General features: G+C 47.1%; 22 protein-coding genes and 1 riboswitch. Of the genes, 15 read left to right on the plus strand and 7 right to left on the minus strand.

Annotated elements, in window-relative coordinates:
- Positions 1-263: 263 nt before the first annotated feature.
- Entirely contained in the window at positions 264-875 is a 612-nt protein-coding gene (locus tag P6910_RS19075; protein ID WP_317142834.1) for a YceI family protein, read from the minus strand.
- Positions 876-1042: 167 nt separating this feature from the next.
- Positions 1043-3316 carry a hypothetical protein gene (locus P6910_RS19080; RefSeq protein ID WP_317142835.1) on the minus strand — a complete coding sequence of 758 codons (2274 nt, stop codon included), beginning with the start codon at positions 3314-3316 and terminating at the stop codon, positions 1043-1045.
- A 208-nt stretch (positions 3317-3524) separates the two neighbouring features.
- Between P6910_RS19080 and P6910_RS19085 the strand changes: the two genes are divergently transcribed.
- Positions 3525-3719, plus strand: coding sequence for a hypothetical protein (locus P6910_RS19085; protein WP_317142836.1), 195 nt, complete (start codon positions 3525-3527; stop codon positions 3717-3719).
- On the opposite strand, the gene P6910_RS19090 is transcribed toward P6910_RS19085, so the two are convergent.
- Positions 3706-5358 carry an ankyrin repeat domain-containing protein gene (locus P6910_RS19090; protein ID WP_317142837.1) on the minus strand — a complete coding sequence of 551 codons (1653 nt, stop codon included), beginning with the start codon at positions 5356-5358 and terminating at the stop codon, positions 3706-3708. The two genes, P6910_RS19085 and P6910_RS19090, sit on opposite strands and share 14 nt — an antisense overlap.
- A 276-nt stretch (positions 5359-5634) precedes the next feature.
- On the opposite strand from P6910_RS19090, the gene P6910_RS19095 reads away from it, so the two are divergent.
- Together P6910_RS19095 and ribB are read left to right on the plus strand one after the other, a co-directional pair.
- Positions 5635-6501 (plus strand): hypothetical protein, encoded by an 867-nt coding sequence (locus tag P6910_RS19095; protein WP_317142838.1) that lies wholly within the window; start codon positions 5635-5637, stop codon positions 6499-6501.
- Positions 6502-6603: 102 nt separating this feature from the next.
- A riboswitch (FMN riboswitch) is annotated at positions 6604-6757 on the plus strand.
- A gap of 116 nt (positions 6758-6873) precedes the next feature.
- Complete coding sequence (gene ribB, locus P6910_RS19100) at positions 6874-7527, plus strand: 3,4-dihydroxy-2-butanone-4-phosphate synthase (RefSeq protein ID WP_317142839.1); 654 nt, start codon at positions 6874-6876, stop codon at positions 7525-7527.
- 97 nt (positions 7528-7624) lie between these two features.
- Here ribB and P6910_RS19105 read toward each other — a convergent pair whose 3' ends face one another.
- Positions 7625-8335 (minus strand): DNA-3-methyladenine glycosylase I, encoded by a 711-nt coding sequence (locus P6910_RS19105; RefSeq protein ID WP_317142840.1) that lies wholly within the window; start codon positions 8333-8335, stop codon positions 7625-7627.
- Positions 8336-8486: 151 nt separating this feature from the next.
- Between P6910_RS19105 and P6910_RS19110 the strand changes: the two genes are divergently transcribed.
- The 5 genes from P6910_RS19110 to P6910_RS19130 all read left to right on the plus strand — a co-directional run bounded on the left by P6910_RS19110 (position 8487) and on the right by P6910_RS19130 (position 13996).
- A complete protein-coding gene (locus tag P6910_RS19110; protein ID WP_317142841.1) occupies positions 8487-9656 on the plus strand; it encodes an alanine--glyoxylate aminotransferase family protein in 1170 nt (389 codons plus the stop codon).
- Positions 9657-9782: 126 nt separating this feature from the next.
- Positions 9783-9992 carry a hypothetical protein gene (locus tag P6910_RS19115; protein ID WP_317142842.1) on the plus strand — a complete coding sequence of 70 codons (210 nt, stop codon included), beginning with the start codon at positions 9783-9785 and terminating at the stop codon, positions 9990-9992.
- A gap of 719 nt (positions 9993-10711) precedes the next feature.
- Entirely contained in the window at positions 10712-11086 is a 375-nt protein-coding gene (locus tag P6910_RS19120; RefSeq protein ID WP_317142843.1) for a hypothetical protein, read from the plus strand.
- 156 nt (positions 11087-11242) lie between these two features.
- Positions 11243-12568, plus strand: coding sequence for an ADP-ribosylglycohydrolase family protein (locus P6910_RS19125; protein WP_317142844.1), 1326 nt, complete (start codon positions 11243-11245; stop codon positions 12566-12568).
- Positions 12569-12934: 366 nt separating this feature from the next.
- Positions 12935-13996: a hypothetical protein gene (locus P6910_RS19130; protein ID WP_317142845.1), complete on the plus strand. Its 1062-nt coding sequence runs from the start codon at positions 12935-12937 to the stop codon at positions 13994-13996.
- A 131-nt stretch (positions 13997-14127) separates the two neighbouring features.
- Here the strand turns inward: P6910_RS19130 and P6910_RS19135 are convergent, their stop codons facing one another.
- Complete coding sequence (locus P6910_RS19135) at positions 14128-14901, minus strand: ferredoxin--NADP reductase (RefSeq protein WP_317142846.1); 774 nt, start codon at positions 14899-14901, stop codon at positions 14128-14130.
- A gap of 426 nt (positions 14902-15327) precedes the next feature.
- Here P6910_RS19135 and P6910_RS19140 point away from each other — a divergent pair, with 426 nt between their 5' ends.
- Positions 15328-15453 (plus strand): LysR family transcriptional regulator, encoded by a 126-nt coding sequence (locus P6910_RS19140; RefSeq protein WP_317142847.1) that lies wholly within the window; start codon positions 15328-15330, stop codon positions 15451-15453.
- Positions 15454-15588: 135 nt separating this feature from the next.
- On the opposite strand, the gene P6910_RS19145 is transcribed toward P6910_RS19140, so the two are convergent.
- Together P6910_RS19145 and P6910_RS19150 are read right to left on the minus strand one after the other, a co-directional pair.
- A complete protein-coding gene (locus tag P6910_RS19145; protein WP_317142848.1) occupies positions 15589-16878 on the minus strand; it encodes an ankyrin repeat domain-containing protein in 1290 nt (429 codons plus the stop codon).
- 217 nt (positions 16879-17095) lie between these two features.
- Positions 17096-18391: an ankyrin repeat domain-containing protein gene (locus P6910_RS19150; protein ID WP_317142849.1), complete on the minus strand. Its 1296-nt coding sequence runs from the start codon at positions 18389-18391 to the stop codon at positions 17096-17098.
- Positions 18392-18681: 290 nt separating this feature from the next.
- Between P6910_RS19150 and P6910_RS19155 the strand changes: the two genes are divergently transcribed.
- The 6 genes from P6910_RS19155 to P6910_RS19180 all read left to right on the plus strand — a co-directional run bounded on the left by P6910_RS19155 (position 18682) and on the right by P6910_RS19180 (position 25257).
- The gene (locus tag P6910_RS19155) at positions 18682-19572 is read left to right on the plus strand and encodes a LysR family transcriptional regulator (protein WP_317142850.1); all 891 of its coding nucleotides are present in this window, start codon (positions 18682-18684) and stop codon (positions 19570-19572) included.
- Positions 19573-19872: 300 nt separating this feature from the next.
- A complete protein-coding gene (locus P6910_RS19160; protein ID WP_317142851.1) occupies positions 19873-20745 on the plus strand; it encodes an aspartoacylase in 873 nt (290 codons plus the stop codon).
- Between the two features lie 184 nt (positions 20746-20929).
- A complete protein-coding gene (locus tag P6910_RS19165) occupies positions 20930-21493 on the plus strand; it encodes a hypothetical protein (protein WP_317142852.1) in 564 nt (187 codons plus the stop codon).
- Positions 21490-22548, plus strand: a complete 1059-nt coding sequence (holA, locus tag P6910_RS19170; RefSeq protein WP_317142853.1) for a DNA polymerase III subunit delta — start codon at positions 21490-21492, stop codon at positions 22546-22548. The genes P6910_RS19165 and holA overlap by 4 nt, the downstream gene beginning before the upstream one ends.
- A gap of 276 nt (positions 22549-22824) precedes the next feature.
- Positions 22825-23706, plus strand: a complete 882-nt coding sequence (locus tag P6910_RS19175; protein WP_317142854.1) for a hypothetical protein — start codon at positions 22825-22827, stop codon at positions 23704-23706.
- Positions 23707-23877: 171 nt separating this feature from the next.
- The gene (locus P6910_RS19180) at positions 23878-25257 is read left to right on the plus strand and encodes a sodium-dependent transporter (RefSeq protein ID WP_317142855.1); all 1380 of its coding nucleotides are present in this window, start codon (positions 23878-23880) and stop codon (positions 25255-25257) included.
- Positions 25258-25274 lie beyond the last annotated feature (17 nt).

Consider the following 25274-nt stretch of genomic DNA (forward strand, 5'->3'; position numbering starts at 1 on the left):
ACCGAGAATAGCGCCCGTAGCGAGGACGGCAGAAAATTGAGGATGAAAATTCGGTTTTGTAAGGAGAATAGCGAGCTATTTGACGAACAAAAGCGGATTTTCAGACCAATTTGCTGCCGCCGCAGTAGGGCAGTCTATTCTCGGTCAGGCTCCTAGCAGCCAGGAGGTATATTCCATACCACTTGGCTGCACTGAATGGTTGGCCGCCATCAAGCAAGAACAGAGAACTGACCCCGCCATCCTGCTTTCCAGATGCATCTATTTTATTTGCTGAATACTAATGAAAAATTGACAGGAACGGTCTCAGAAATCGGGATCTGTCCCACAGTTTTTGCCAGTTCTGTCAGATTTTTAGCCGGAACACCAAATTGAGAAGCTCGAATGATAACCGGCTCTGTGCTGGCCACCGACAATAGATCTCCGCACTTTACCACATTGACTGGAAATTCCAGCTCTTGTGTTTGGCCATAGAGGGTTACTTTTGCCGGAACAGTTAGCTGTTTAACCACTGTACCAAGGGCTAATAATGATTTGGAAATTTGTGCAGAAACCTTTGCACTGGGAAATAAATCCGATTGAAAAAATAGCTTATTCAAGCGTTCATTTCTGATTCCGATTCCGGTGTCAATGCCAGAGATTGGAATATCCAGAGTTAACAGACCGGTTTCATTAATACTGCCCGTTAGAGAGGATATTGAAGCTGGCTCAATAACGTACTCTAACTTCACCGTAGCGAATGACACTCTTGATATATCCCGGTTTAGTTCGTATTGCGCCGCATTACTGAGTCCGCAAGCAGTTAACACTAGTAGAAATAAAAGAATTTTTTTCATCTTTTTTCCCTTGGAGTTAATCGGAGCAGGTTGAAACCTCATGGTTCCACTCCTCCAATGTACAGGTATTTACTGGGCGTTTCTGCCAGTTAAGCACTCAATCCAATTAAAAATCAAACCAGACGCCAATGGCACACCGTCTGAAAATGGCGAAAAAATGGCAATAATTTTTGACCATAGGTGGCTATTCCAAGATAGTCACTAACCATTCACTTGCGAGCCTTTTTACGTGGAGGCGGCGACAATAACGATGACGCTGCAGCACGTTTACCTTTTGAGTGGGATGTTGGCGCTGCCTCCACCCCACAGAGGCGCCAGACTTTAATCCGCTTCCCCCTGCTGCTAATGGTCACGAGATGGCTGCCGTTGGCGCTGAATTCTGTTGATTTTAGTGAGTATGGATGACGGATGAGAGCTTTACGTGACCATTTGCCATCTTTGCCACAGCCAAGGATCTGGGCATCACCTGAAAAGTCGTTGATGACAAGATGGGTGCCATCGTGGTTGAACTGACCTGAACAGACCCCGCCCTCTGGCTCAATATTGGTGCCAGGCAGCCACTTCCCATCGGCGCAGAGAGAATGAATTAAGGCTTTACAATTGCTGTTGGGCTCTGATGTGTTGTTACTCGACAGTGTCAAAATATGGCGGCTATCAGCACTGAAGAGGGCAGAATTAATTTTATCTCCATGCTTAATGGCCATTTGCTCTGTCCAGCGCCTTTGATCTGTATCAAACCCGTAAATTTTCGCCGAGTGATCATCACTGCTGGTTATTATCAGCAGACTATTGGGGCTAAAGCTGGCAGAGCTGACCCTCCCTGTATGGTTAATGACCGCATTTTTCTGCCAGTTGTTGTCGGTATCAAAACTGAAGATGGTACCAGTGTGATCGCAACTGGCCGTCAGTGCATGGCAGCTGTCGGGGCTGAAGCTGGCTGAGCAGATCCTGTCGGAGTGGATAATGTCGGCTTTTTCTGTCCAGTAACCATCAGGGTTAAGGCTGTAAATCGTTGCTGTTTGTCCAAACTCATCAGTCTGACTAGCCCTGACAGTGATGATATGCTTGCTATCCGGGCTAAACTTGGCCGAGATGACTTTGTTGTTGTGTTGCAGAGTGGCTATTGGCAACCATTTGCCGTTAGCTGCGAGCCCATGAATTTTGGCGGTGTGGTCTTCACTGGCGGTCACTAGCAAGCAGCTATCAGGGCTGAAGTTTGCTGAACGAACATCCCCCTCATGGGCAATCCTCGCTGTTAATGCCCAGCGGCCATCCTGGCCTACTGAACTGATGTAGGCATTTTTATCGCCGCTGACCGTCACCGCATGCCGACTGTCGGGGCTGAAGCTGGCTGATCTGATCTTTTTTTTATGGACAATGCAAAGTTGCTCTGCCCAGCGGTTATCGTCAGAACGGCTGGTGATTTTTACCGTACATTGGGTACAGAAGCTCAGTATATGGCGGTTATCTGCGCTACAGATGACCTGCCTGACCCTGCCAACATGAGGAATGTGGATCTGCTGACAGTCACTGTTCTTCGCTGCCAGAGCATGAATTTTTGCTCTGCCATCGGCGCCATAACAATCGGTCACCAGGTAGCTGGCATCATGGCTGAGTATGGCTGTTTCGACTAAATAGGACTTGCACTGAATCTCTGCTACCAAATCCGGCTGCAAAACCGGACTGTCAATCATCAATTGACTCACCTGGTAAAACAGGAGTTGAGGGAACAATGGTATCTTTTCCGGGCTCCGGGCCTCGGAGTTGTCTGTCACCTCCCTGCCTGACTGCCGACAGAGATGGCTGACCAGCGTTTTATCCCGGGTAAACTGCATCAACCAGGCACTGAGTTGAGGTTCACTGAAATTCTTGGCGATCTGTATGAATATCTGCTGTTGTGATGGCGAGAACTGTTTGAACCATGGCCTGCTGCTGGCCATGTTTCTGGCACACAGAACCGAGGCAGCTATTTCCCTTAACCGCAGACAGCTTTCTTTTATTGCTATGACATCTCTGTGCGATAAATAATCCAGCATCCGGGATATAATCTCCTCTGGCAGAGCCAGTAATGGAAAGAAGTCCTGATCAGGAACAATGGCGGCACTGTTGTCGGTGACGTTTTCTGCCGGATCATTGGTCATGGCAACTGGAGTCATAGAGCCATGAGCCTGGCCAACAAGATGGGTGTCCGAGCTTAAAGTCTGAGCATCCGGCATAGGAGGATACAGAGACTTAATATCTGAGATAGGGCGTGCATGGAACCGGGAGATGCCGTCCTGCGTATGAATGTAACAGGTGTCAGCATTGGAAAAGAAGGCAGAAACCTTTCTGACAGCCTTAACGGATCTGCCGACAAAGAAGTAATAGCTGTCGTCTTCGCGGGCCTGTAACAAAATAACAGGCTTGCTGGGCTCATTGCCATAAAACCTCAATTCGAAAGCTGCACCGACAGTATTCTCCGACAGGTTGCGAATGCCCTGCATACTCTTATTCCTTTAAGCTGGTTATTTATCCAGTCGCCTGACCGAAAATTGCGCCCGTCTTGGCGACCCCGTCCAGGCGACCCCATAGCGAGGACAGGCACTATTACTGGTCAAGTTCATAAGGGCTTCGACAGACTTACAAAGAAAAAGTTCATGGGAACAAGTGAGATGGCGAAATTTCATAAGCTGGAGACAAAAACGGCAGGTCGTGAATGTTTCCAGAAAGCGCCTATCCGCTTTTGTGAACGAACGGATACCCTATACGACCAAGCGGTTGGCTATTGCTCTGGTTACATCTGTAGATCTGTGGCCTGAAATGCAAAATGCTGTGGATATTTTGGAAATGGAAAACAACAATGATGAGTGGTATCAGGCTTTAGGAAAACTGGCTACCGCTTCTTAAGCTCTGTCTCTATCAGCTCCCTGATTTCACCGCGACATGCCTCAGGGGCTAAGGCTACTGAAGATGTTTCAATATCAGCACCTTCTTCAAGAAGACGTTTAACGATTTCAATATGCCCGGCTTTGATCGCAATCTGTATCGGGGTTTCGCCCTCATTCGTTTTGTGATTTATTTGGACATCAGGTCTGACGAGTAACTTTTCCACTATTTCGGCGTGACCATAATGACAGGCACAGTGTAATGGTATTGCGCCATCTTGTCTGGGTAGATTGGTACGAATGCCCGGCTGATCTAACAACTTATCCACGACATTTGTATAATTCTGGAGTGCAGCCCAAGTCAGGGCAGTCTGGCCAAAATCATCTTGCTGATTGAAAAAGCCTGGTTCTATGTCTGCGACCACCGTGGCTTTAACCATCACTGTTTCAGCCACTTCACTGGTTCCACATCTAACAGCCAGTAGCAGCTGATTGAAATTATGAAGGTTACGATGATTTATGGGTAAAAGCCCGGATTCCGGAATTTCCGCTAACAGGGTTTCAAGACGTCTGTGCCCTGAGTTGCTGCTGGCTGATGAAACGTTTGTGAATTCCTTGATGGCAAATACGGTATCCTTTGACTCGTTTGGAATCGCTAAGCCGGATGACAAGATTTGACTGGTGTTTAAAGAATCGGCCAGGCAGCTAGCGGCGAAGAAGTCCCGTTCCTTTTTAAATAACCGCTTATAGTTACGAATATTTTGATCCCTGATTTCAAATCCTTCGGGAGTCACCTTCAGAGATAGGATATGTCTGCCGGTATTGAGGTGAAAAAGACGGCTGTCCTGGCCTTCCCGAGTCGTTTCTGCGATCTTGTTTAATAATAAGCACAACCCGGATTTGGTAAGCCCAATGGGGTACGAGGGAGTTGAATGTAAGACCGGAGTACTGCCACCAGCCGCTGAGACAATCCATTGTGCAGTCTTCTCTGTATTTTGCACAGGCACTTCTTCCTGCAACGTCGTGGTTGCCGGTGCATGAAAAGCCAGTAACGATTCACAAAAAGGCCGCAGTTTTAATAACAAGAGCGCCTGATGATCCTGCGTGGCAGGATCGGCTTTAAACATCTGCTGGGCATCCAGAATAGCATCCGCCAGATGATCATAGTGGTTATTCCAGAATACCCAGCCCAGTGCCGGATCCTGGCTTACAGTGCTCAAAAGTTCATCATATTCCTCTGTACATCCCATCTGCTCGTATAGTACGTAGCTTGAGGCAAGACCATAGCAACAGCCGTCACTGAAATCATAAAGTCTTGCCTTATCTTCACCATCAAACCGGGTTGATAGTGACATCAGATTCGTGACCAAAAACGGTAATCTTTGCTGCGGCTCTGATTTCGATTGCTCAATTTTCTGCACTCTGGTTGACAGAAGCTCTCCATGACCAATCAGGTGGAGCAAAGGCAATAATATAATTTGCGTTACCCGACTGAGCAAAGTTGTGGATTTAGTGATTGCTACAGACAGCGTATGCAGAAAAGTTTGAGCGACTGTACTTTTGACTAACCAGTGCTTAAAACGCCCTGAATCCAAGTCCTGTTGCCGGGGCACCTGATCAGATTGAACCTTATCATTCGGCAAGCGTGGTCCTGTTTTCATCCCTATTCCTGAGTCTGACAATAATGACCGATTTATCGGCTCTGGGCGAAGTAAATCGACAATTTACCCATTCATCAGTTGATTTTTCCGGGTTTATGGGCATACGGCGATGTATGTGCATTACACAGGAGTTAGAAAGCACGATGGGTATAAATCACCGAATCAACACAGGCATAAACCGACAAGCTGCTCTCAGATACCGGAAATATGGCCGATATAAGCCACATCGCCTGCAAAACAGAGTGTTTTTTAAGGTGTGACAGACCGGAAGGAACCATGAACAAAGCAGCTGAACCCATTGAAAACGTTATGCCAGAAGAGAGCAACAGCCCTTACCCGGGTCTATCAGAAAAAATGACTCGAGCCGAGCTCAGTCAGAAGCTCAAGGATGCCGTTGCTCAGAATCAGATCGAGCTGCTGGAATCTCTTTTCTGTTTCATGCTGGTCAATGAATACTCACCCGAACAAATTAATCAGGAGTTGGATTATATTCGCGCCAATAATCCGGCCATTCAGGACTCTCTCATTCGCTGGAGTGAGGAGCCCAAGGGGAAAAAGAAGCTAAAGATTGCTGGCAAAGCCGCTTTTATCGCGGTGATGATTCATTATGGTAACGGAAGTTTTGTTGCTGCTATTAAGGCCATAGAGCGTTTCAATGCCCTGGGAGATGCCCCCCATGAATTTACCGAGGCCATTGATAAAATTGAAATAAGCTCCTGGCTGGGCCTGCTGAACCATGAACTTGAAAATCAGGTTCCGCTTAAAAACATCATACGTCAGCTTGAAGCTCTCAGGCTGAAACACATCTGGTCAAAAGATCTGGCTATGTTTGCCATTCCAGTGACCACAGCCTATTTTCGTGAACAAGCCAAAGAAAAGCTCCTGGATGGTGATTTTATCGGAACTTATCGTGACCTGGAGCAGGCCCTGAGACTCCCTGAAGAAGACAAGTCAGAGACCTACCAGGCCTATGCTGATTGTATTGTCCGACAGGTGAATGATCCTCTGTTTCGTTCAAGAGCGATCAAACCCGATCTGGAAAAGCTAAGCGCCAAGATGGAATACCTGCACGAAGTAGACTTCTGGACACCGGAGCTGGACATCGGACGCTTTCATCTCAAGAGTATGATGGGTGATATTTAGCGTTCTGATTTAAGAAGCCCGAGGGGCTTTTAAACATTATTCTCTGCAGAAACTTGCTCACTGACCTGCGCCCGCTTAGCATGGCCTGCTCAGTAATATCTGACTTATTCTCAGGCCGGGTGAAATTCCCCTCCGGCGGTCATTGCCTGAACCTCAGGTAAGAGCCCGCGAGCGCCTGTAGTCCAGTAGGACAGGGTCAGCAGATCTGATGTAAATCCAGAGCCGATGGTGATAGTCCGGATGAAAGAGAATGAAGAGCAACCCGTCTTTGGTTTGTGCCGGTGGCTCTATCTGCCTGAAACAGGAGCCTTGCTCCTGCCAGTGTTCATTCCTGTGCCCTGATTCTGGTGAACCCGATATAAGAGCTTTTCCATGAGTCAGTCTTTATTAGAACCCTTTGGTGACCCACTCCAACGTGTAGAAAGAGCGATTGACTCGCTTCGCAGAGGCGAAGGCGTCATTCTTGTAGATGACGAAAACCGGGAAAACGAAGGGGACCTGATTTTTGCTGCAGAAACTCTCACAGTAAAACAGATGGCCCTATTGATCCGTGAATGCAGTGGAATTGTCTGTCTGTGCTTAACCGATGAAAAACTCCGAGCTCTCGAGCTGCCTGCGATGGTTGAGGACAATTCCAGCAGCTATGGCACCGCTTTTACAGTGACTATTGAAGCCAAAAAAGGTGTAACCACTGGTGTCTCTGCAGCAGATCGTGTCACTACTATCAAAACCGCCATAAAAGACGATTGTCGTCCTCAAGAACTGGCCCGGCCAGGCCATGTATTCCCCCTGAGAGCTCAACCCAACGGAGTACTGGACAGAAGAGGGCACACTGAAGGCACTGTTGATCTTGCCATGCTAGCTGGATACAAGCCTGCTGGCGTTCTCTGTGTACTCATCCGTGAAGATGGGGAGATGATGCGCCTGCCTGGTCTGGTGGAATTTGCCAGAACTCAAAAACTTCCTGTTCTGACCATTGAAGATCTGGTCAGCTACCGTCTGGGTCAGCTGAAAAAAACCGCCTGAACATGCCTTTCATGACCGGAGTCAAAAGCGCCATTCAGGCCGTGGCTCCGGTGACAGACGGCTAATCATGACACTTTCCTGTCCAATGAAATTTTATTCAGTGAGCCATATCAGCCAACGCCTGAACATGGTTATCACCGACACCAAAAGCCAATATTCTGCTGAGTTCGGTCAACGATCGACCACTGGTCCCCCTAAGCTGATTGAAGAATAATTGGATAGCTTTCTGGCTTTTCTGGCTGGTTGCACTGCCCTCAATGATTTTCATAGCTCGGAAATAACCTTCAACATCCCTTGTCATCAGGAAGGTATCTTTGCCCAATGCCCTCAGGGCATAGGGGCCGGTATTCCCGCCCAGACGACTGCCATGTTTTTTCAGATAGGCCCAAAGCCCAATGATATTATCTTCAGGCCAGAGCGCGACAAACTGTGCAAAGCTGCCTTCTCCCTGTCGTACATCATGGATCATCAGGGCGTTTTCCCGGATGCTCCAGACTTTCTTGAGATGACGAATAATTTTAGGGTCAGTGGCTTTTCGCTCCAGCATGTCGTCAGGCATCATCAGCAGCTTGTCAATATCAAAACCCCAGAATACCTCCTCAAAGTCAGGCCATTTCTGATCCACAACTCTCCAGACAAATCCACTCTGAAAAACCTTGCGGGTAAGTTCTGCAAGATAGCGATCATCCGGAATACTTCTTAATTGGTCATTGGAAAGGGGTTTTACCAGCAACGATTCAACAGCTGCTTCTCCCCCCTTGCGTTCACAGGCACGCTCAAAGATGACATCATAGCGTTCTGGCTTCATGGCCACTCCATACTTCTGGCAAAGGTTTGCCGAAAAGTGTATACAGTGCTCAAAAAAAATTGAACATTGATACTTACTGATAAAATGTGTATTACATACACACCCGTTTGTCATAAACCTGACCAAAAGGTCAATAACAGCAGAACAAGACATGACCATTCAATCGTTTCACCCACCCAAACGAACACTGATGGGCCCAGGCCCTTCAGATGTATACCCTCGAATTACAGAGGCCCTGTCCCGCCCCACCATCGGTCATCTTGATCCTGAGTTTGTCCGTATGATGGATGAGGTCAAGGAGCTGCTTCAGTTCGCCTTCAGAACCCGTAATGCCCTGACACTGCCCATCTCCGCACCCGGCTCTGCCGGCATGGAAGCCTGTTTTGTCAACCTGATCGAACCAGGCGACAAGGTAGTGGTATGCATTAACGGTGTCTTTGGTGGCCGTATGAAGGAAAACGTCGAGCGGGCGGGTGGCGAACCCGTTGTTGTTCAGGGTGAATGGGGTCGTGCTGTTGATGTGGCTGAAGTTGAAAAAACGCTTCAGGCCCACCCGGACAGCAAAATTCTGGCCTTCGTTCATGCAGAAACCTCTACCGGTGCCCGCTCTGATGCAGAAACACTCTGTCGTCTGGCCAAAGAGCATAACTGCCTGACCATCGTTGATGCGGTCACGTCACTGGGTGGATCTGAGCTGGAAGTGGATGCCTGGGGTATCGATGCTATCTACTCAGGCACACAGAAATGTCTCTCCTGTGTGCCGGGTATTTCTCCGGTAAGCTTCAGTGAAAAAGCCGTGGAAAAAATTGCCAACCGCAAACACAAAGTCCAGAGCTGGTTCCTGGATATGAACCTGATCATGGGATACTGGGGCAAGGGGGCCAAACGGGCTTATCACCATACCGCGCCTGTCAACGCTATGTATGCCCTTCATGAGGCCCTGGTTATTCTGCAGGAAGAAGGCATCGAAAACGCCTGGCGCCGCCACAAGCTCCATCATCAGGCCCTGGCAACCGGTCTGGAAGCAATGGGTCTGGAGCTGGTTGTTCCTGAGGCTGAGCGTCTGAGTCAGCTCAATGCGGTCAGGATTCCCGATGGCATTGACGACGTCCGGGTGAGAAGTGAACTGCTGTCAAAGTACAATCTGGAGATCGGTGCTGGCCTTGGTGATCTGGCTGGAAAGGTCTGGCGGATCGGGTTGATGGGCTGCAGCGCCGACCAGACTCATGTTCTGTGCTGTCTGGGTGCTCTGCAGGCAGTATTGGGTTCTGATAAAAACGGAGCAGCCGCCGCTCTGGCATTTTATCGCTCTCAGAGCTGATGGCTTTGGTCTCCTTCATCCATTGCGGGAGACCTGATTTTTATTCAGCGAATTCTCAACAGTACACCGAGCCTTAAAGCATCATTCTGCTAATATCGAAGTAACAGATTCGTTGGGGTAAGAAGTATGTTCAAGCTGCTGGCAATTATTTTACTGACTCTGGCTGCGATCGTCGGCCTCGCCCGAAATTTTGAAATGCTCATTGGACAGGATTATGCCTATGTGAAAGCGGACTATCCCCGCTTTGCCGATAAGGCCTGGTTTGACTTTGAATTCGGTAAAAGAGCTGGACTCGAAGGCGTGTACGATGACGTTAAAGAAAAAATAAATCATTAGTCCTGCTTCAAACGTCTATATGCTGAGTCACCATTGCGCTTGCGGAATACTTGCCTCCTGCTGTAATTGTGAGTCCGCCAGCTGTTGTCGGCATCAGGAGACCACTGACTTGTATCATGAAAACCAACATTGTTTTTGGTTCTCTGAAAATCAGCTCGCGGACGCCCGCTTGTACTCATAATGTAACTACACCACGATCTGCAAAAATGATTCGTAAGTACTCAGCCATACGGAATCGAATATTTCTGGCTTATTGGGCAGGTGCTCTGCAAGGCGCAACGACGGGAACATAGCAAGCTATGTGACCAGAGTTGCAACGCAGCACGACTGCATGGATGCAGGAGCTAGAGCAACGCAGGAGCAGTTGCCGCGAGTGCCTGAGCAATAAGTCAGAAAATATGATTTCGTATGGTTGAGTACTTATATAACGGCTATTATTTTTTCCTAAGCGTGAAGGTACGACTATTATGTTGCATTGTTATTTAACTAATAGAGCTACTAACGCTGTGATTCCAACAAAAAGACTGTATGTATTATTATTTTTCATATTAGGCAATAGCTCTGTTTCAGAAGCTTCAATATTATCGGCTACAGAGAAATTTTTGAAGTTACATGACAAGATACTCGTAGAGTCCCAAAAACTAGGGTTGGAACAAGTGGATTTTTTTGCAGACATTTGCAGGTCTTCAGGTTTGAGGGATCCCATAGGGGATCTGAGAATGTCGCACTCCATGTTAACATGTCGTGATCAGCCCAGCCCCATGACAACCAGAGTCTTACTTTCTCAAAATGAGCAGGGCGTAGAGCAAGTTGGAATAAGTATAGAAATGCAAGTTTCTCTGGCATCTGTAGCCGCTGCAATCACTCATCGCTGCACACTCGACAAAGCTTTTTCTGAACTGGATACGAAGGCCAGAAGTGAGATAGAAAATGAATTAAAAATGCTACTTATTCAAATACGAACAATAATTAGCGGATACGAGCCTTTTATTAAACTGTGTGCAAATTTTAATTTATCCAAAGAACTAAAAGATACAATTGAGTTAATCGATGAGTCAGTTAAAGATATCAGTGAGTCAACTACCCGCCCCTAAAGTGACAGGCTTGTAAAAGCCCTTGTTGACCAGACCAATACGTTCGTACCAGCTTCGGTCCCCTACGTTCAAACATTGCTCCCAGGCTTCTGGGTAGCAAGATTTAAGAAAGCCGCTATTATTCCCTTACTTGAATTAATATAAGGAATGTATCTAATGACTAACCTCGGACGAACGGATCCAGAATGCTGGTATGAAACAGTTAATCTTCAATTTTTCATTGCTCAGTGCATTTACTTTGCAGTCTTTTTCCTGCTAATAATGCCTGCATTTGCTGCTACCCCGACCAATGCAGAGCTGGCTTTGCTTGGCACCGCCCTGGGAGATTGCAAGGGAACCGTTCGTTACGGCTATGGAGCAGGGAGACGTGAGCTATTTACGGATGACACTCACAAAGCGGCTGCGATTTACAAGTTCTTTCTGGACTATTACCGAAGCTCTGATCACACTAAAAAACAGCATCAAAAAAAGGGTAAAGGTGCACAAATTGATACTGTCAGGCTAGCTAGATGCCAGTGTTTTTTTGCATTTCCCGAAGAGCAGCGTTTTCATTTAAAGATGGAAGATTCGATGGATGTAGTGTTAAGCGACTACGGTGCTTTTCACTCTCGGTTGTTAAAAACTTTCTTTCAGGGATTCAGAAATGGCACTCTAACTACCAGGGATCAGGTTCTGGATCTTTCCAGTCAGAGTTTTCGTACAAGGTCAGGAAAAACAGAAGGCTCCTCTGGTAATGGCGGCTGTATGGGAATTGCTACGATTGTTGCTATCCTTGATCATGATCCGTTTATCAGTGACGAGGATTTTGTCAGCCGGGTTCGACAAACGGTTCAGGTCAGTCATAACCATGAACAGGCCATGCAGGCTGCTGTCGCTATCGCCCTTGCTGCGAGAGTCATGATTGAAGATCGTGATTCAAGGACTGCAAACAGGGATCTGGCTGAAATAACCTTACAGCGCATTTATAGGCATGTAACTGAACCAGAAGTTCTGAAATGCCTGAGAATTATTGAGCAACAAATCCTGCAAAACACGCACACTCGCAAACTTGATCATGGGGAGGTTATGGCTGAGTTAAATATCCTTCTGCCTTCCAGTTCTGGTGCAGAGAGATCTCGAAAAAAGAATGGTGACACAAAGCTTAGAGGAACTTGGGCCCCCAGTTCTGCAGCGGCCGTCTTGTATTTTCTTTTTACCGGTGACGGATCCCAGAATTCATTGCTGCATCAGGTGGCAAAATTTACCATAGACCAGGATACGATTGGGGCAATGTTAATGGCACTCAGTGCCTTGCGGGAAGGTGGTTTCAGGCGAAGCGAGTTTGGTGCGGGGCAGGAGCTGAAACTGTTACAGGAGTTGCTAGACAATTTGCCGGGGTGGGTTGCAATAAACCCCAATGCTGTGGATTATCTGGTCGATGATGATGAGGACGAAAGTGAGGCAGTTGCGAGTAATTGTGCCTGTCGGAGCCAGTCAATGTGAATTTAAAATATTGAGCTAATCGATGAATCGATTAAGGACATCAGTACATAAAAACCAAACAACAAAAGCTTATCAGCTTCGATCGCTGTACCTCCAAAGCTGGTTATATGTCTCACCCCTTCACTCCAGAGTCTTTAGAGGTAACGGGTAAAGCTGAGACAAGGAAAAAGTGTCGAAAAACCGCTAATTACAGAGAGAAAATGCGTATTTTGAGCCAATTCCTAATATCATACCAGCATTTTTCAACGGCCTCTGAAGCAAGCAAACAAGTCAACGACTGTTATATTTTTTACTCAGAAATTAACGTTAGAATTACTAACTAAAAAGATATATTTGGAACTTTATAAGACGTAAGAAATCAAACAAATGAGTAATTTTTTACGATATAAAGTTGATAATATGACTCCACCTCATCTAAATGATCCATTGTACGGAAGTTGGTATTTTGATAAGAGAAATCCTATTCATAAAGGAAATACTGAAAAATTAAGAATGCGATCTTTTCGATCAATGAAAAGAGCATCTCCTTATCCTCTGAAATTCAAATATATACCCATTCCTGATAAAGCCAAAAGGTCACAGACTGCAAGTCTGGAAAGAGGAAGAAATTTAGTCACACAGAAACTTATAGAAGTACTTTCAGTAGCGCAAGTTGACTGGGCCAGGGCAGTAAAGCTACTGAGAAGTGGTGGAGATCCTTTTGCATATAAAGGGACTGGCTTCACTCCAAATATATTATTTAAGCTTATTGTTGATATTACCAATACTCCAAAAATCGAAGCAAAACATCTTTTAGCGTCAAAAGAACGGGAAGAGTTCATTGCATTACTTCTGGAGAGAGATGAGATTGAATCGGCCCTAATGGAGTTTGATTCGACACCCTTTCAAAACACGCCATTTACCGCAGCCATTGCAGCCAGAGATATAAAGTTATCAAAAGCCCTATTCAATCATCTAGCGAAAACAAGCCATGAGTTATTAATCACACCAAATCAAAAGACATTAGAAAGGCAATTTGGAAACAATACACCTCTGGTATTGGCCATTAAAACTAACAATGAAGAACTGGCTTTGGATTTAGTACCTTTTTATACCGATGAGTTATTGCGTAAGCGTGTAACCTGGGCAAACAACAATGCTCTTGAATTGGCTCATTTAGCGAGATTCAATCGTTTACTTCCAGTCATAGTGGCAATAGCTCAAGGTTTTACTATGGATGAAGCAACCAAGCTTCAATCATTATATGATGGATGTCCACGTGGGAGTGATATATGGCATGATTTATATGAAACAGATATGTTTCTTAATGACGAAGGAGAATTCATTGAAGATAGACAGAGAGTCTCAAACCCTCATATTTATCATACCTCAAAATATATTCGAACCAGTGTAATCCCCCAACCCCAGGATCGGAGCTCCCTCCATTAATACATAACTCTCAATAACTGATAGCAGATTGAAAAGAGGCTGTCGCAAAAGTAGCATACAAAGCTGGCCCAGCTTTTAACGGCTCTATTGGCCAAACAAAAGACTTTCACAACAGCCTGTTCAGAAAGGGATTACTTCTCAACAAAAGCTCTTTCAATAACATAGTGCCCAGGATTTCCACCACGTGCTTCCTTAAAGCCACGCTCATCCAGAATACGACACAGATCTTTCAACATGGCAGGGCTGCCGCACAGCATGAAGCGATCATTTTCCAGATCGGGCTCAGGAAGATTCAGGTCGGCAAACAGCTTGCCACTTTCCATCAAGTCTGTAAGGCGCCCCTGGTTGCGGAAAGGTTCCCGGGTAACCGTTGGGTAATACTTCAACTGTTTTTTAACCATTTCACCAAAGTATTCATTTTCTGGCAGTTCATTTTCAATCCGGTCCTGATAAGCCAGTTCAGAAACATAGCGAACGCCGTGAGTCAGAATTACATTGTCAAACTGCTCATAAATTTCAAAATCCTTGATAATGCTCATAAAAGGAGCCAGACCCGTTCCGGTGCTGAGTAGATAGAGATTCTTTCCGGGCAGCAGATGATCGGCTACCAGAGTCCCCACAGGCTTGGTGCCCACCAGAATGTCATCTCCCACTTCCAGCTTCTGCAGGTGTTGGGTCAGGGGGCCATCCTGTACCTTGATGGAGAAAAACTCCATCTCTTCTTCATAGTTGGCGCTGGCAATGCTATAAGCTCTCAGCAGAGGTTTGTTATCGATTTCCAGACCGATCATGGTGAAATGGCCGTTCTTGAACCTCAAGCCCTGGTTGCGTGTAGTGGTAAAGCTGAACAGGGTATCATTCCAGTGATGTACACTGGTCACTGTCTCCCGGATAAGATTACTCATAGTAGGTGTCACTCCTGATGGTCGATTTTTCTTTCTGACACTTTGCTGTAACCTGAAAATTTACTTGTCTTTGTAATAATTCAAAGGTGGCCAGCTCCCTCGCGATCTTTTCCTGTGAATCGAGCATCCCTGTCAATGAGTTTTCGCACCGATTCGATGTCCCGAGCTTTGAGAGCGTATTTAAGAAAGCTCCTACCCCGAGAATCTACCGGTGCATTAACATCACCGAAGCCATTGATAGCGGACGGGAGTAACAATTTAATATATACCGCTCTTTTGGACAGATATCTGAATTTTTTTGAAAGCGTCATTAGCCGAAAGTTCATTTATTCGTACTATTTTTTCTTCCGGGATATCTTAGTCAGGGATAGGATATTTGTGAAACAGATAATTCTTATAAGATTATTCGATTAAATCGATTACCCAATGAAACTGACTCTCCAACAACTGGAGATTTTCCCGGAGGTTGCCCGCCAGCAGAACCTTAACCGCTCCGCCAAAGCTCTGGCCATGTCCCAGTCTGCCGCCAGCAGTGCACTGAAAGAACTGTAACAAAAATTCAATACTCAGCGCTTTGATCGCATTGGCAAAAGACTTCAGCTGAATGATCCCGATAAGATTACTCAAGGTTGTTATCACTCCTGATGATCGCTGGTTCTGCCTGACACTTTGCTGAATCATGAACAGTTACTTATCCTTATGATCATTCAAAATCGAGTCAACTCTATCACGGTTGCTGTCTGTGACTTGAGCGCCTCTTTTAATGAGTTGTTGCAATGCTTCCTTGTCCTTAGCAATGAGTGCATATTCAAGAAGGTTGTCACCTGGGTGGTAACCTGAATAACCTGCCGGTGCATTAATATCAGCAAAGCCATTGATAGCAGACGAGAGTAACACTTTAATAATTTCCACCCTGTCGGATGGATTTCCCACATAATCGACTCCGTCAAAAGCTGTGTACCCGAGTCCGGTGCGAAGCTCAACTTTTGCCCCCGCATTGATCAGCATCCTGACCAAGCCTACATAGTTTTTCTCTTTAGGGTAATCTTGATGTAAACCAAGTACCATTGCGTAGTGAAGGGCGGTACGTCCATCGCGAGCAGTTGCATTTACATCGGCTCTGTTTTTAATCAGAGTTTCAAGTGCCAACTCATGGTCAGCATCAACAGCTATGTGGATTGCCCTGTTACCGTCGTTATCTGGAATATCGAAACGGGCTCCATGCTCCATCAAAAGTGTAAACAAATCAGGACATTCAGGGTTTTCGGCCGCCAGATGCAGAGGTGTACGGCCACACTTGTTGCGGATGTTTATACCAGCATTGAAATCCAGTAATGTTCTCACCGTCTCCAGGTTATGATTGCTGACTGCGTAGTGTAGTGCTGTGTTGCCCTTTGAGTCTTGAACATCAATATCTTCGCCTATGTCAAGTTCTTCGGCGGCACCAATACCTTCGTCAGGTTCAATATCTTCGTCGGTGTCAGGATCCTCGGCCAGTAATCTGGCTATATTTTGGTCGCCCTTTATCGCTGCAATGTGGAGGGCTGACATTTTCGCTTCCTGCCAAGAGTGTTTCGAGCCCGGGCCTTCATGCTCCATAAGTTCCAGGGCGTGGTCTATCTGGCCAGATACTACAGCATGGGCCACCGATGAAAATTCTAATTCCGGAGCACGGTAATCCTGACAGACAGGGCATATTTTCCGGGAATCGAGACTCTGCTGGTTTTCTTTAAATTCCCTGTGGCAGGAACCATGAAAAAGATGGAGGTTGATTGACTTAAAAAAATTTTGTGGAGCGTGTGCAACAACGACGTTGTGAGAGCCAAAAACCCCCTTAAAGCAAATGCCACATTCTTGAGAAACATTACCTTCAGTCAAATTGTTGATTTTTCTTGTACTTTTTTCACAGAATCTATCTGATTCCAGAATCAATTGTTTCAAATTTGCCATTGAGAAGGTGTGTGAACTTATATCCATTAGTCAGTCCCTTATTGTGTTTTTAGATCAATATCGAACCATCATATCAACTGACAGCAGACATTCTTTGATCGACAACTAGTCGCATCAGGTGCTGGCACCTGAGCTATCTGAGTGATTGTTTCTTACCCGGAGCGTAAAAAGTTCATCACAATCGAACGTTTTACAGAAAAGTTAGCCAAAAGTTCTGCCTGACACTTTGCTGCATCATGAACAGTTACTTATCCTTATGATCATTCAAAATCGAGTCAACTTTGTCTCGGTTTCTGTCTGTGACTTGAGCACCTCTGTCAATGAGTTGTTGCAATGCTTCCTTGTCCTTGGCAATGAGTGCATATTCAAGAAGGTTGCGACCTGGGTCGCGACCTGAATGACCAGCCGGTGCGTTAATATCAGCAAAGCTATTAATAGCAGACGAGAGTAACACTTTAATAATTTCCTCCCTGCCGGATGAATTTCCTATATATTTGATTCCGTCAAAAGCTGTGTACCCGAGTCCGGTGCGAAGCTCAACTTTTGCCCCCGCATTGATCAGCATCCTGACCAGGCCTAAATGGTTTTTCTTTTTTGGGTAACTTTGATGTAAACCAAATACCATTGCGTAGTGAAGGGCGGTACGTCCATCGTGAGCAGTTGCATTTACATCGGCTCTGTTTTTAATCAGAGTTTCAAGTGCCAACTCATGGTCAGCATCAACAGCTATGTGGATTGCCCTGTGACCGTCTGCATCTGGAATATCGAAACGGGCTCCATGCTCCATCAAGAGGGTAAACAAATCAGGACATTCAGGCTTTTCCGCAGCCAGATGCAGAGGTGTACGGCCACACTCGTTGCGGATGTTCATACCAGCATTGAAGTCCAGTAATGTTCTCACCGTCTCCAGGTTATGATTGCTGACTGCGTAGTGCAGTGCTGTGTTGCCCTTTGAGTCTTGAACGTCAATGTCTTCGCCGATATCAAGTTCTTCGGCGACACCAATACCTTCGTCAGGTTCAATATCTTCGTCGGTGTCAGGATCCTCGGCCAGTAGTCTGGCTATATTTTGGTCGCCCTTTATCGCTGCAATGTGGAGGGCTGACATTTTCGCTTCCTGCCAAGAGTGTTTCGAGCCCGGGCCTTCATGCTCCATAAGTTCCAGGGCTTGGTCTATCTCGCCAGATACTACAGCATGAGCCACCGATGAAAATTCTAATTTCGGGGCCAGGTAATCCTGACAGATAGGGCATATTCCCCGGGAATAGAGACTCTGTCGGGTTGCTTCCAATTCCCTGGAACAGGAACCATGAAAAAAATGGAGTTTGGGGTTGGTTGACTCAAAAAAATACCATTCTACGTGTGCAACAACGACGTTGTGAGAGCCAAAAACACCCTTAAAGCAAATGCCACATTCTTGAGAAAAATTACCTTCAGTCAAATTGTTGATTTTTCTTGTACTGTCATCACAGAAACTTCTCGATTCCAGAATCAATTGTTTCAAATTTGCCATTGAGAAGGTGTGCGAACTTATATCCATTAGTCAGTTCCTTATTGTGTTTTTAGATCAATATCGAACCATCATATCAACTGACAGCAGACATTCTTTGGTCGACAACTAGTCGCATCAGGTGCTGGCACCTGAGCTACGTGAGTGATTGTTTCTTACCCAGAGCGAAAAAAATTCATCACAATCGAACGTTTGAGAGAAAAGTTGGCCAAAAGTTCAATTATTCATACTATTTTTTCTTCCGGAATAGACCAGTCAGGGGTAGGATATTTGCAAAACAGATAATTCTTATAAGATTATTCGATTAAATCGATTAGCTCATGAAACTGACTCTCCGACAACTGGAGGTTTTCCTGGAGGTTGCCCGCCAGCAGAACCTTAGCCGCGCCGCCAAAGCTCTGGTCATGTCCCAGTCTGCCGCCAGCAGTGCACTGAAAGAACTGGAGCAAAAGTTCAATACTCAGCTCTTTGATCGCATTGGCAAAAGACTTCAGTTGAATGACCTCGGCCAGCAGATTCGACCGGACGCCGAAGCTCTTCTGGAAAAGGCCCGGCAGCTTGAGCAGAAACTCTTCAGTAAAGCTCTGACAGGACAGATCCGGGTTGGCGCTACTTTGACCATAGGCAATTATCTGGCCGTCAACATCGTAGCCCGAATGATGAGAGACAAACCGGGTACCCATATTGATCTGCAGGTGGCCAATACCGCCAATATTACCGAGAAGGTTCTTAACTTTGATCTGGATATCGGACTGATCGAAGGAGAGTTACACCACCATGACCTGAATGTCATTCCCTGGTGTGATGATGAACTGGTTGCCTTCTGTGCACCGGGCCATGACTTCGAACACAAAACCCAACTGACAGACCAGGATCTTTTGAGTGCTGACTGGATTCTTCGTGAAGCCGGTTCGGGTACCCGTCAGGCGTTTGATCGAGCCATGCACGGCATTCTGCCCAACCTGAAAGTGGTTATTGAGTTGCAACACACTGAAGCCATCAAGCGAGCTGTCGAGGCCGGTCTCGGGATTGGCTGCCTGTCGAGAATTACACTTCAGGATGCTTTCAAAAGGGGCAGTCTGATACCTTTGTTAATCCCTGACAGAGATTTGAGCCGACAATTCTATTTCATCATGCACCGACAAAAGTACAATAGTCAGGGAACCAGGGAACTGATTGAACTCTGTCGTAGCTGGACCGCCAGCCCATGAGAACATAAGAGGTCTGCGGGCTCTTAACTTCCCAGAAAGTTATACAAATCTGAAGCCGGGTCTAGCAGCCTGTCGGACTTAAGCGTCCGTAGCGAGGATTGCAAGAAATTGAGGATAAAAATCTCTGTTTCTGAGGAGAATAGCGAGCTATTTGACGAAGAAACAGGGATTTTTAGACCAATTTATTGCAACCGCACGACTGCATGGATGCAGGAGCTAGAGCAACGCAGGAGCAGTTGCCGTGTAGGACAGTCTTAAGTCCGACAGGCTGCTAGCAGCCTGTACAACAAAGGTCTGATTATGATTAAAAGAATCACTATCGTGGGCGGAACCCACGGCAACGAGTTGATTGGGCCTAACCTGATCAGGAAGTTGGAACAGGACGGTAGTTTCAAACAGAGCGTCATTCCAGTAGATTATCTGCTGGCCAATGTTGAAGCTTATAAAGCAGTCAGACGATTTATGGATGCCGACCTGAATCGTTCCTTCACGGATAACATTCTCAACGGCGATGATGATTCGGTCTATGAACACCGCCGAGCCCGGGAAATCAATCAACTGCTCGGCCCCAAAGCCAACAATGACCGTTTTATCATCGATCTGCACAGTACCACCAGCAACATGGGAATGACGCTGATTATCAAAGATCAGGCAAGTTTCAACCTCAAGGCAGCATCCTATGTGCAACAACAGATGCCGGAAGTAAAAATCATTCTGAGTGACCGTGATAACCAGTTCAGCCGGACGCTGAACAGCCTTTCCGACTACGCAGTGACCATTGAAGTCGGCCCTCTTCCCAACGGCGTTTTGCGACACGATCAGTTTTCAGACACTGAATCAGTGATCCAACATCTGGTCAACTTCACCCAAATGTCAGAAAACGAACAGGACAATATCCTGCCAGCAAGCACCGAAGTCTATACCGTCAGGGATCGTTTTTATTATCCCAGAGACGACGACGGACAAATATCTGCCATGGTTCACAGCGCCCTGCAGGACAGGGACTTTGAGGAGCTGAAGCCGGGCATGCCGATGTTTCAGAATATGGATGGCACAGTGACTCCCTATCAGGGTGAACCCGGATACCCCATCTTTATCAATGAAGCTGCGTACTATTACGAGAACACAGCTTTTGTCATGACAACCCGGAAAACGGTTGTTCCAGACGGTTAAGCTCTTCAAGGCAACGATACACAGGCAGGCATTCCGATGTTAACCTTTAGGGGACGCCATGCTAGCATGCCGTCTCCTGAGATACTGTCCGACTGCTGGTACAATCTCTGGTCACAGTTCATCAGCCTTGAGCTAAAACAGCCATGAGCTCAATAAAGAGTCCTGAGCCCGGAATGGAGAAATCATGACAAGACGCTTTCATACAGGAGCCATTCTGCCCCTGCTACTGATCACCAGTTTGCTGACAGCCTGCGGCTTTCAGCTGCGAGGCAAGGTCGATATTGCCAGTGAAATTGCCCAGCTGTCTGTCTCAGGAAGTGATCTGCCGTTTGTCAGGGAGTTAAAAAAAGCCCTCACGCTCAATGGTATTGAGATCACAGATAATGCCCACTACCACCTGCAAGTGGTGAGTCTGGAGCGTTCGACAGGCGATGAGATTCAAGCCAGTGTCGGTCAGTACGAACGCCTGCTGATCCTGAAAGCCACCTACCAGCTCAGCACCCATGATGGCCTGAAACTCTTTGACCCCATTGTGCTCTTCAACGAGCGCTACATGTTCCAGGACAAGAACCAGACCAACGCAGCCCTGAGCGAGGAAGCCATCATCTTTGATCAGCTTCGTCAGGAGCTTTTGCTGACCACTGTTCGCAGAGTAGCCGGTATTTCCGAAGAAGTGCTTCGCCAGGAAGAAGTGCGAGCCCGCAAAGCCCTCGAAGCCGAGCGAGAGGCGCGTGAAGTGGAAGAATGAACATCAGACCCGACCAACTCGGCGCCCAACTCAAGCGACAACTCGCTGCTGTCTACATAGTCAGTGGCGATGAGCCCCTGCAGGTCTCGGAGTGCTGTGACCAAATCCGGCAAGCGGCAAGAAAGCAGGGATTTACCGAGCGACACGTTTACCATGTCGACAATAGCTTTGATTGGGGGGATTTTCTGGAAGCAGCAAACAGTCTCTCACTGTTCGCTGAAAAACAAATTCTCGAAGTCAGGATGCCCAATGGCAAGCCCGGGGATGGAGGCCGAAAAGCTTTTCTGGAATATCTGAAACATCTTTCTCCGGATAACCTGCTACTGATCATTACCGACCGGCTTGATAATGCCAGCCAAAAGGCAAAATGGTTCAAGGCCCTGGAACAGGAAGGACTGTTTATCCCGATCTGGCCTATTGAACATGACAAGTTGCCGGGCTGGATTGCCCGCCGTCTGAAAAGTCAGGGGTTTGAAGCCAGCCAGGATGCTCTTTCGCTGCTTTGCGAACGCATTGAAGGAAATCTGCTGGCCGCGTCACAGGAAATTGAAAAGCTGAAGCTCCTGGCGGATGGCAAAAAGATTGAAGTGGAAACCGTCAGGGAAGCGGTTTCTGACAGTGCCCGCTATGACGTTTTCCAGCTGGCTGATGCCGCTCTGAATGGTGACCCGAAGTCTGTGGTCAGAATACTTGGCGGCCTGAAAAGCGAAGGCATTGAGCCACCCATTGTACTCTGGGCTCTGGCCCGTGACGTGCGACTGCTCAGCCACCTCAGCCGATTAAAATCCCGGGGCACGCCGCCCAATGTGGCTTATGATCAGGCAGCCAAAACTCACGGCATGTCACCCTTTATTCTCAAGAAGCGTAAAAACCTGCTGGAAAAATGCATGGGTCGTCACAGTGAGCGTGCCTTTCGCCAAATGCTGATTCACTCTGGCCATATTGACAAAGGTGTCAAAGGGCTTGAAAAAATCAACTGCTGGGATGAATTATTGACCCTGAGCCTTTTCCTGGCCGGCATGCCTGCTCCCCTTCAAGCTGATCTCACACAATGAGGCTCCCTTTGAGCTTCATTGATTACAACCACCACTGAGCACGTTATTAATGACATTAAACAGACAGCTGTGACCGTCAGACGTCTGGCTAAAAATGGTATTCAATCTCAGTCGGTTGACTCAATCTGCCTTTAATTAGTCGCTTGTAATTTCCTATTGCACTAAATAAACCCTCTTGCTAGACGCATTTGCAACAAGCGAACAACTTCTATAAAGGCTTCTATGGCAGGGCCGATGGTTCGAGAGATCCGAAACCGCGCACAGGAGTGTATGGATATGATTTTTCGAAACCTGCTGGGAGCAGCTGCTGCATTGCTGATAGCAGGCTGTGCCTTCAACGTGTCAAACCATAAAGGGGCCTATAACGAAAAATGGTCCAAAGCCAAGAACCTGACTAATGCAGGCGGCATGCTTGAACAGGTGTATGACCAGCAGTTACCTGCCGGAGCTTACAACAAGGAAGGCAAGCTGGAGGACTACAAACTGGGCAATATTTCTCACCCGGCCTATGGTGCCGCCAGCGGTGTGGTGGGAGTTAATGTCAAACCTTATGGCGCCTTTGAACGCTTTTACTGGGGATGGACGGTACCGGGTGCCAGCCATTATGACCACCACAGGTTGTTTGCCTGGATGCCCATCGCCATGGCCAAGGATGAGATCGGAGCCAGGGAAACGATGGAGCTGATGCTGACCCGCTCCGCCCTGACTATCCTCAACGACATGAATTACAAGTACAAGCCGATCAAAACGCCTTTCGAGCATAATGGTCTGGCTTTCAAGCAGTGGTACCTGGAACAGACCGGTGCTACCTGCTCTTTTGCACGAATGAACTGTGTTCTGAGTCTGTATATCCCGGTTCCAAGCACTGTCGACCATGCTCCTTCATTCTCCTATTTCAGTATGGCGGGAGAGCCAGCCTGGTTTTTCTCAGCCCATGATGATAACGCTTTCCCCAGGCTGTCCATCACCCAGGGGGAAGGTTTGGAGAGCATCAGCGAGAATGTCTTTTATCAGAAGCTGAGTGCCCGTCTGCCAGGGTGGGTCTATTTTTACATGGCGCCCAAAGAGGTGGGTATCGGGGACGACAACAAAACCATCGCCTACCCCTACGTACTGGAAAAGGGCAAGCCGTTGCTGTTCATTCGCCCTATCAAGTAGATAGAAACGAAAAGCAAACCTCGAAATCACTGCTATAGTCTTTGGGGTTTGCTGGTACAGCGACGCAGTTGTCAGCCCATACAGATCAGGCTCACGCATCAGACAACGAGGAAGCTGCTATCAACAGGCTGCATTAAAAATAAGCCGGCGGACAAACAGTCCCTGAATGGAATGACTGATCAAAGTAAATCCACATTGCCAAAAATCCAGACTACACGAGGTCAGTTCAGTAGCAGACTGAGCTTTATTATTGCCGCTGCCGGCTGCGCAGTAGGTGTGGGAAACATCTGGAGTTTTCCAACCCAGACGGCACAAAATGGCGGCGCAGCCTTTGTTCTGGTCTACCTCTGTTTCTCATTCCTTCTGGCTTACCCCACACTGGTGGCCGAACTGACTATCGGTCGATACAGTCAATCCAACTCAGTGACCGCCATGACCGGTCTGGACAACAGGAACTGGGTCAGAAAACTGGGCTTGATCACCAGCATTATGGGATTAGTGACCCTGACTCTGATTTACAGTTTTTACAGCATTATCGGTGGCTGGTTTACTGGTTTCTCTCTGGCCCCGATCTTCGAATTGAGCAGCCTTCACGCGGCGGCCAGCTGGCTGACTGATTTTAATGTTTACTCAACGACTCTGGTCACCCTGCTTTTCATGGTTCTGACCACATTGATCGTCATCGGCGGGGTTAAAGAAGGCATCGAGCGCTGGTGTAACAGACTGATGCCCGCCCTGTTTATTATTTTGTCGATGCTCATTGTTTTCGCTCTAAGCCGACCCGGTGGCATAGAAGGTTTGAAAGTCTATCTGATTCCGGACTTTTCCAAACTACTGAACCAACAGCTTTTGATTTCAGCCCTGGGGCAGTCTTTCTTCTCTATGTCTCTGGGTGTGGGCTGCATGATGGTTTACGGTTCTTATCTGGGTAAAAATGCCAATCTTCCACTCACCGCTTTCCAGGTTGCACTGGTTGACAGCTCAGTGGCGTTCCTGGCCGGTATGCTGATCATTCCCTGTATGTTCGCTGCCATGCAGCAGGGTATCGAGATTTACACCGCTAACGGACAGCTCCACAGTGCTGACACGCTGGTGTTTAACGTACTGCCAACCTTATTTAATCAGTTGGGAATACTCGGGCAGCTGGTTGCCCTGGCTTTCTTCATGCTGCTGACGATTGCCGCGCTGACTTCATCGATTTCTCTGATAGAGCCAACCGTAGCCTTTATGGTTGAAAAGCTCAGTTTTCGTCGCCACTACGCCAGCTGGTGCATTACGGTGATCTCGGCCTGCCTGTCGATTTTAATCATTTATCACATTGAGATGTTGCTGGGTCTGGCCGTTAAAGTCGCTACTCAGTATCTGCAACCTGTTTTGTGCTTCATGATTGCCATTTATGGCAGCTGGATCATGCGTCAGAACCGCCTGCTGAAGGAATTGAGTCAGGGCTTTCCTGAAATCCGAAAGAGTCTGTTCTGGAAGATCTGGCCCTGGTACATCAGGACGATTTGCCCGGGCCTGATTCTGATACTCTTCCTGAGCAATCTCTGATCTTCTTTTTAAAAATT

Origin of the sequence: Endozoicomonas sp. 8E, from assembly GCF_032883915.1 — a bacterium.
Taxonomy (GTDB): Bacteria; Pseudomonadota; Gammaproteobacteria; order Pseudomonadales; family Endozoicomonadaceae; genus Endozoicomonas_A.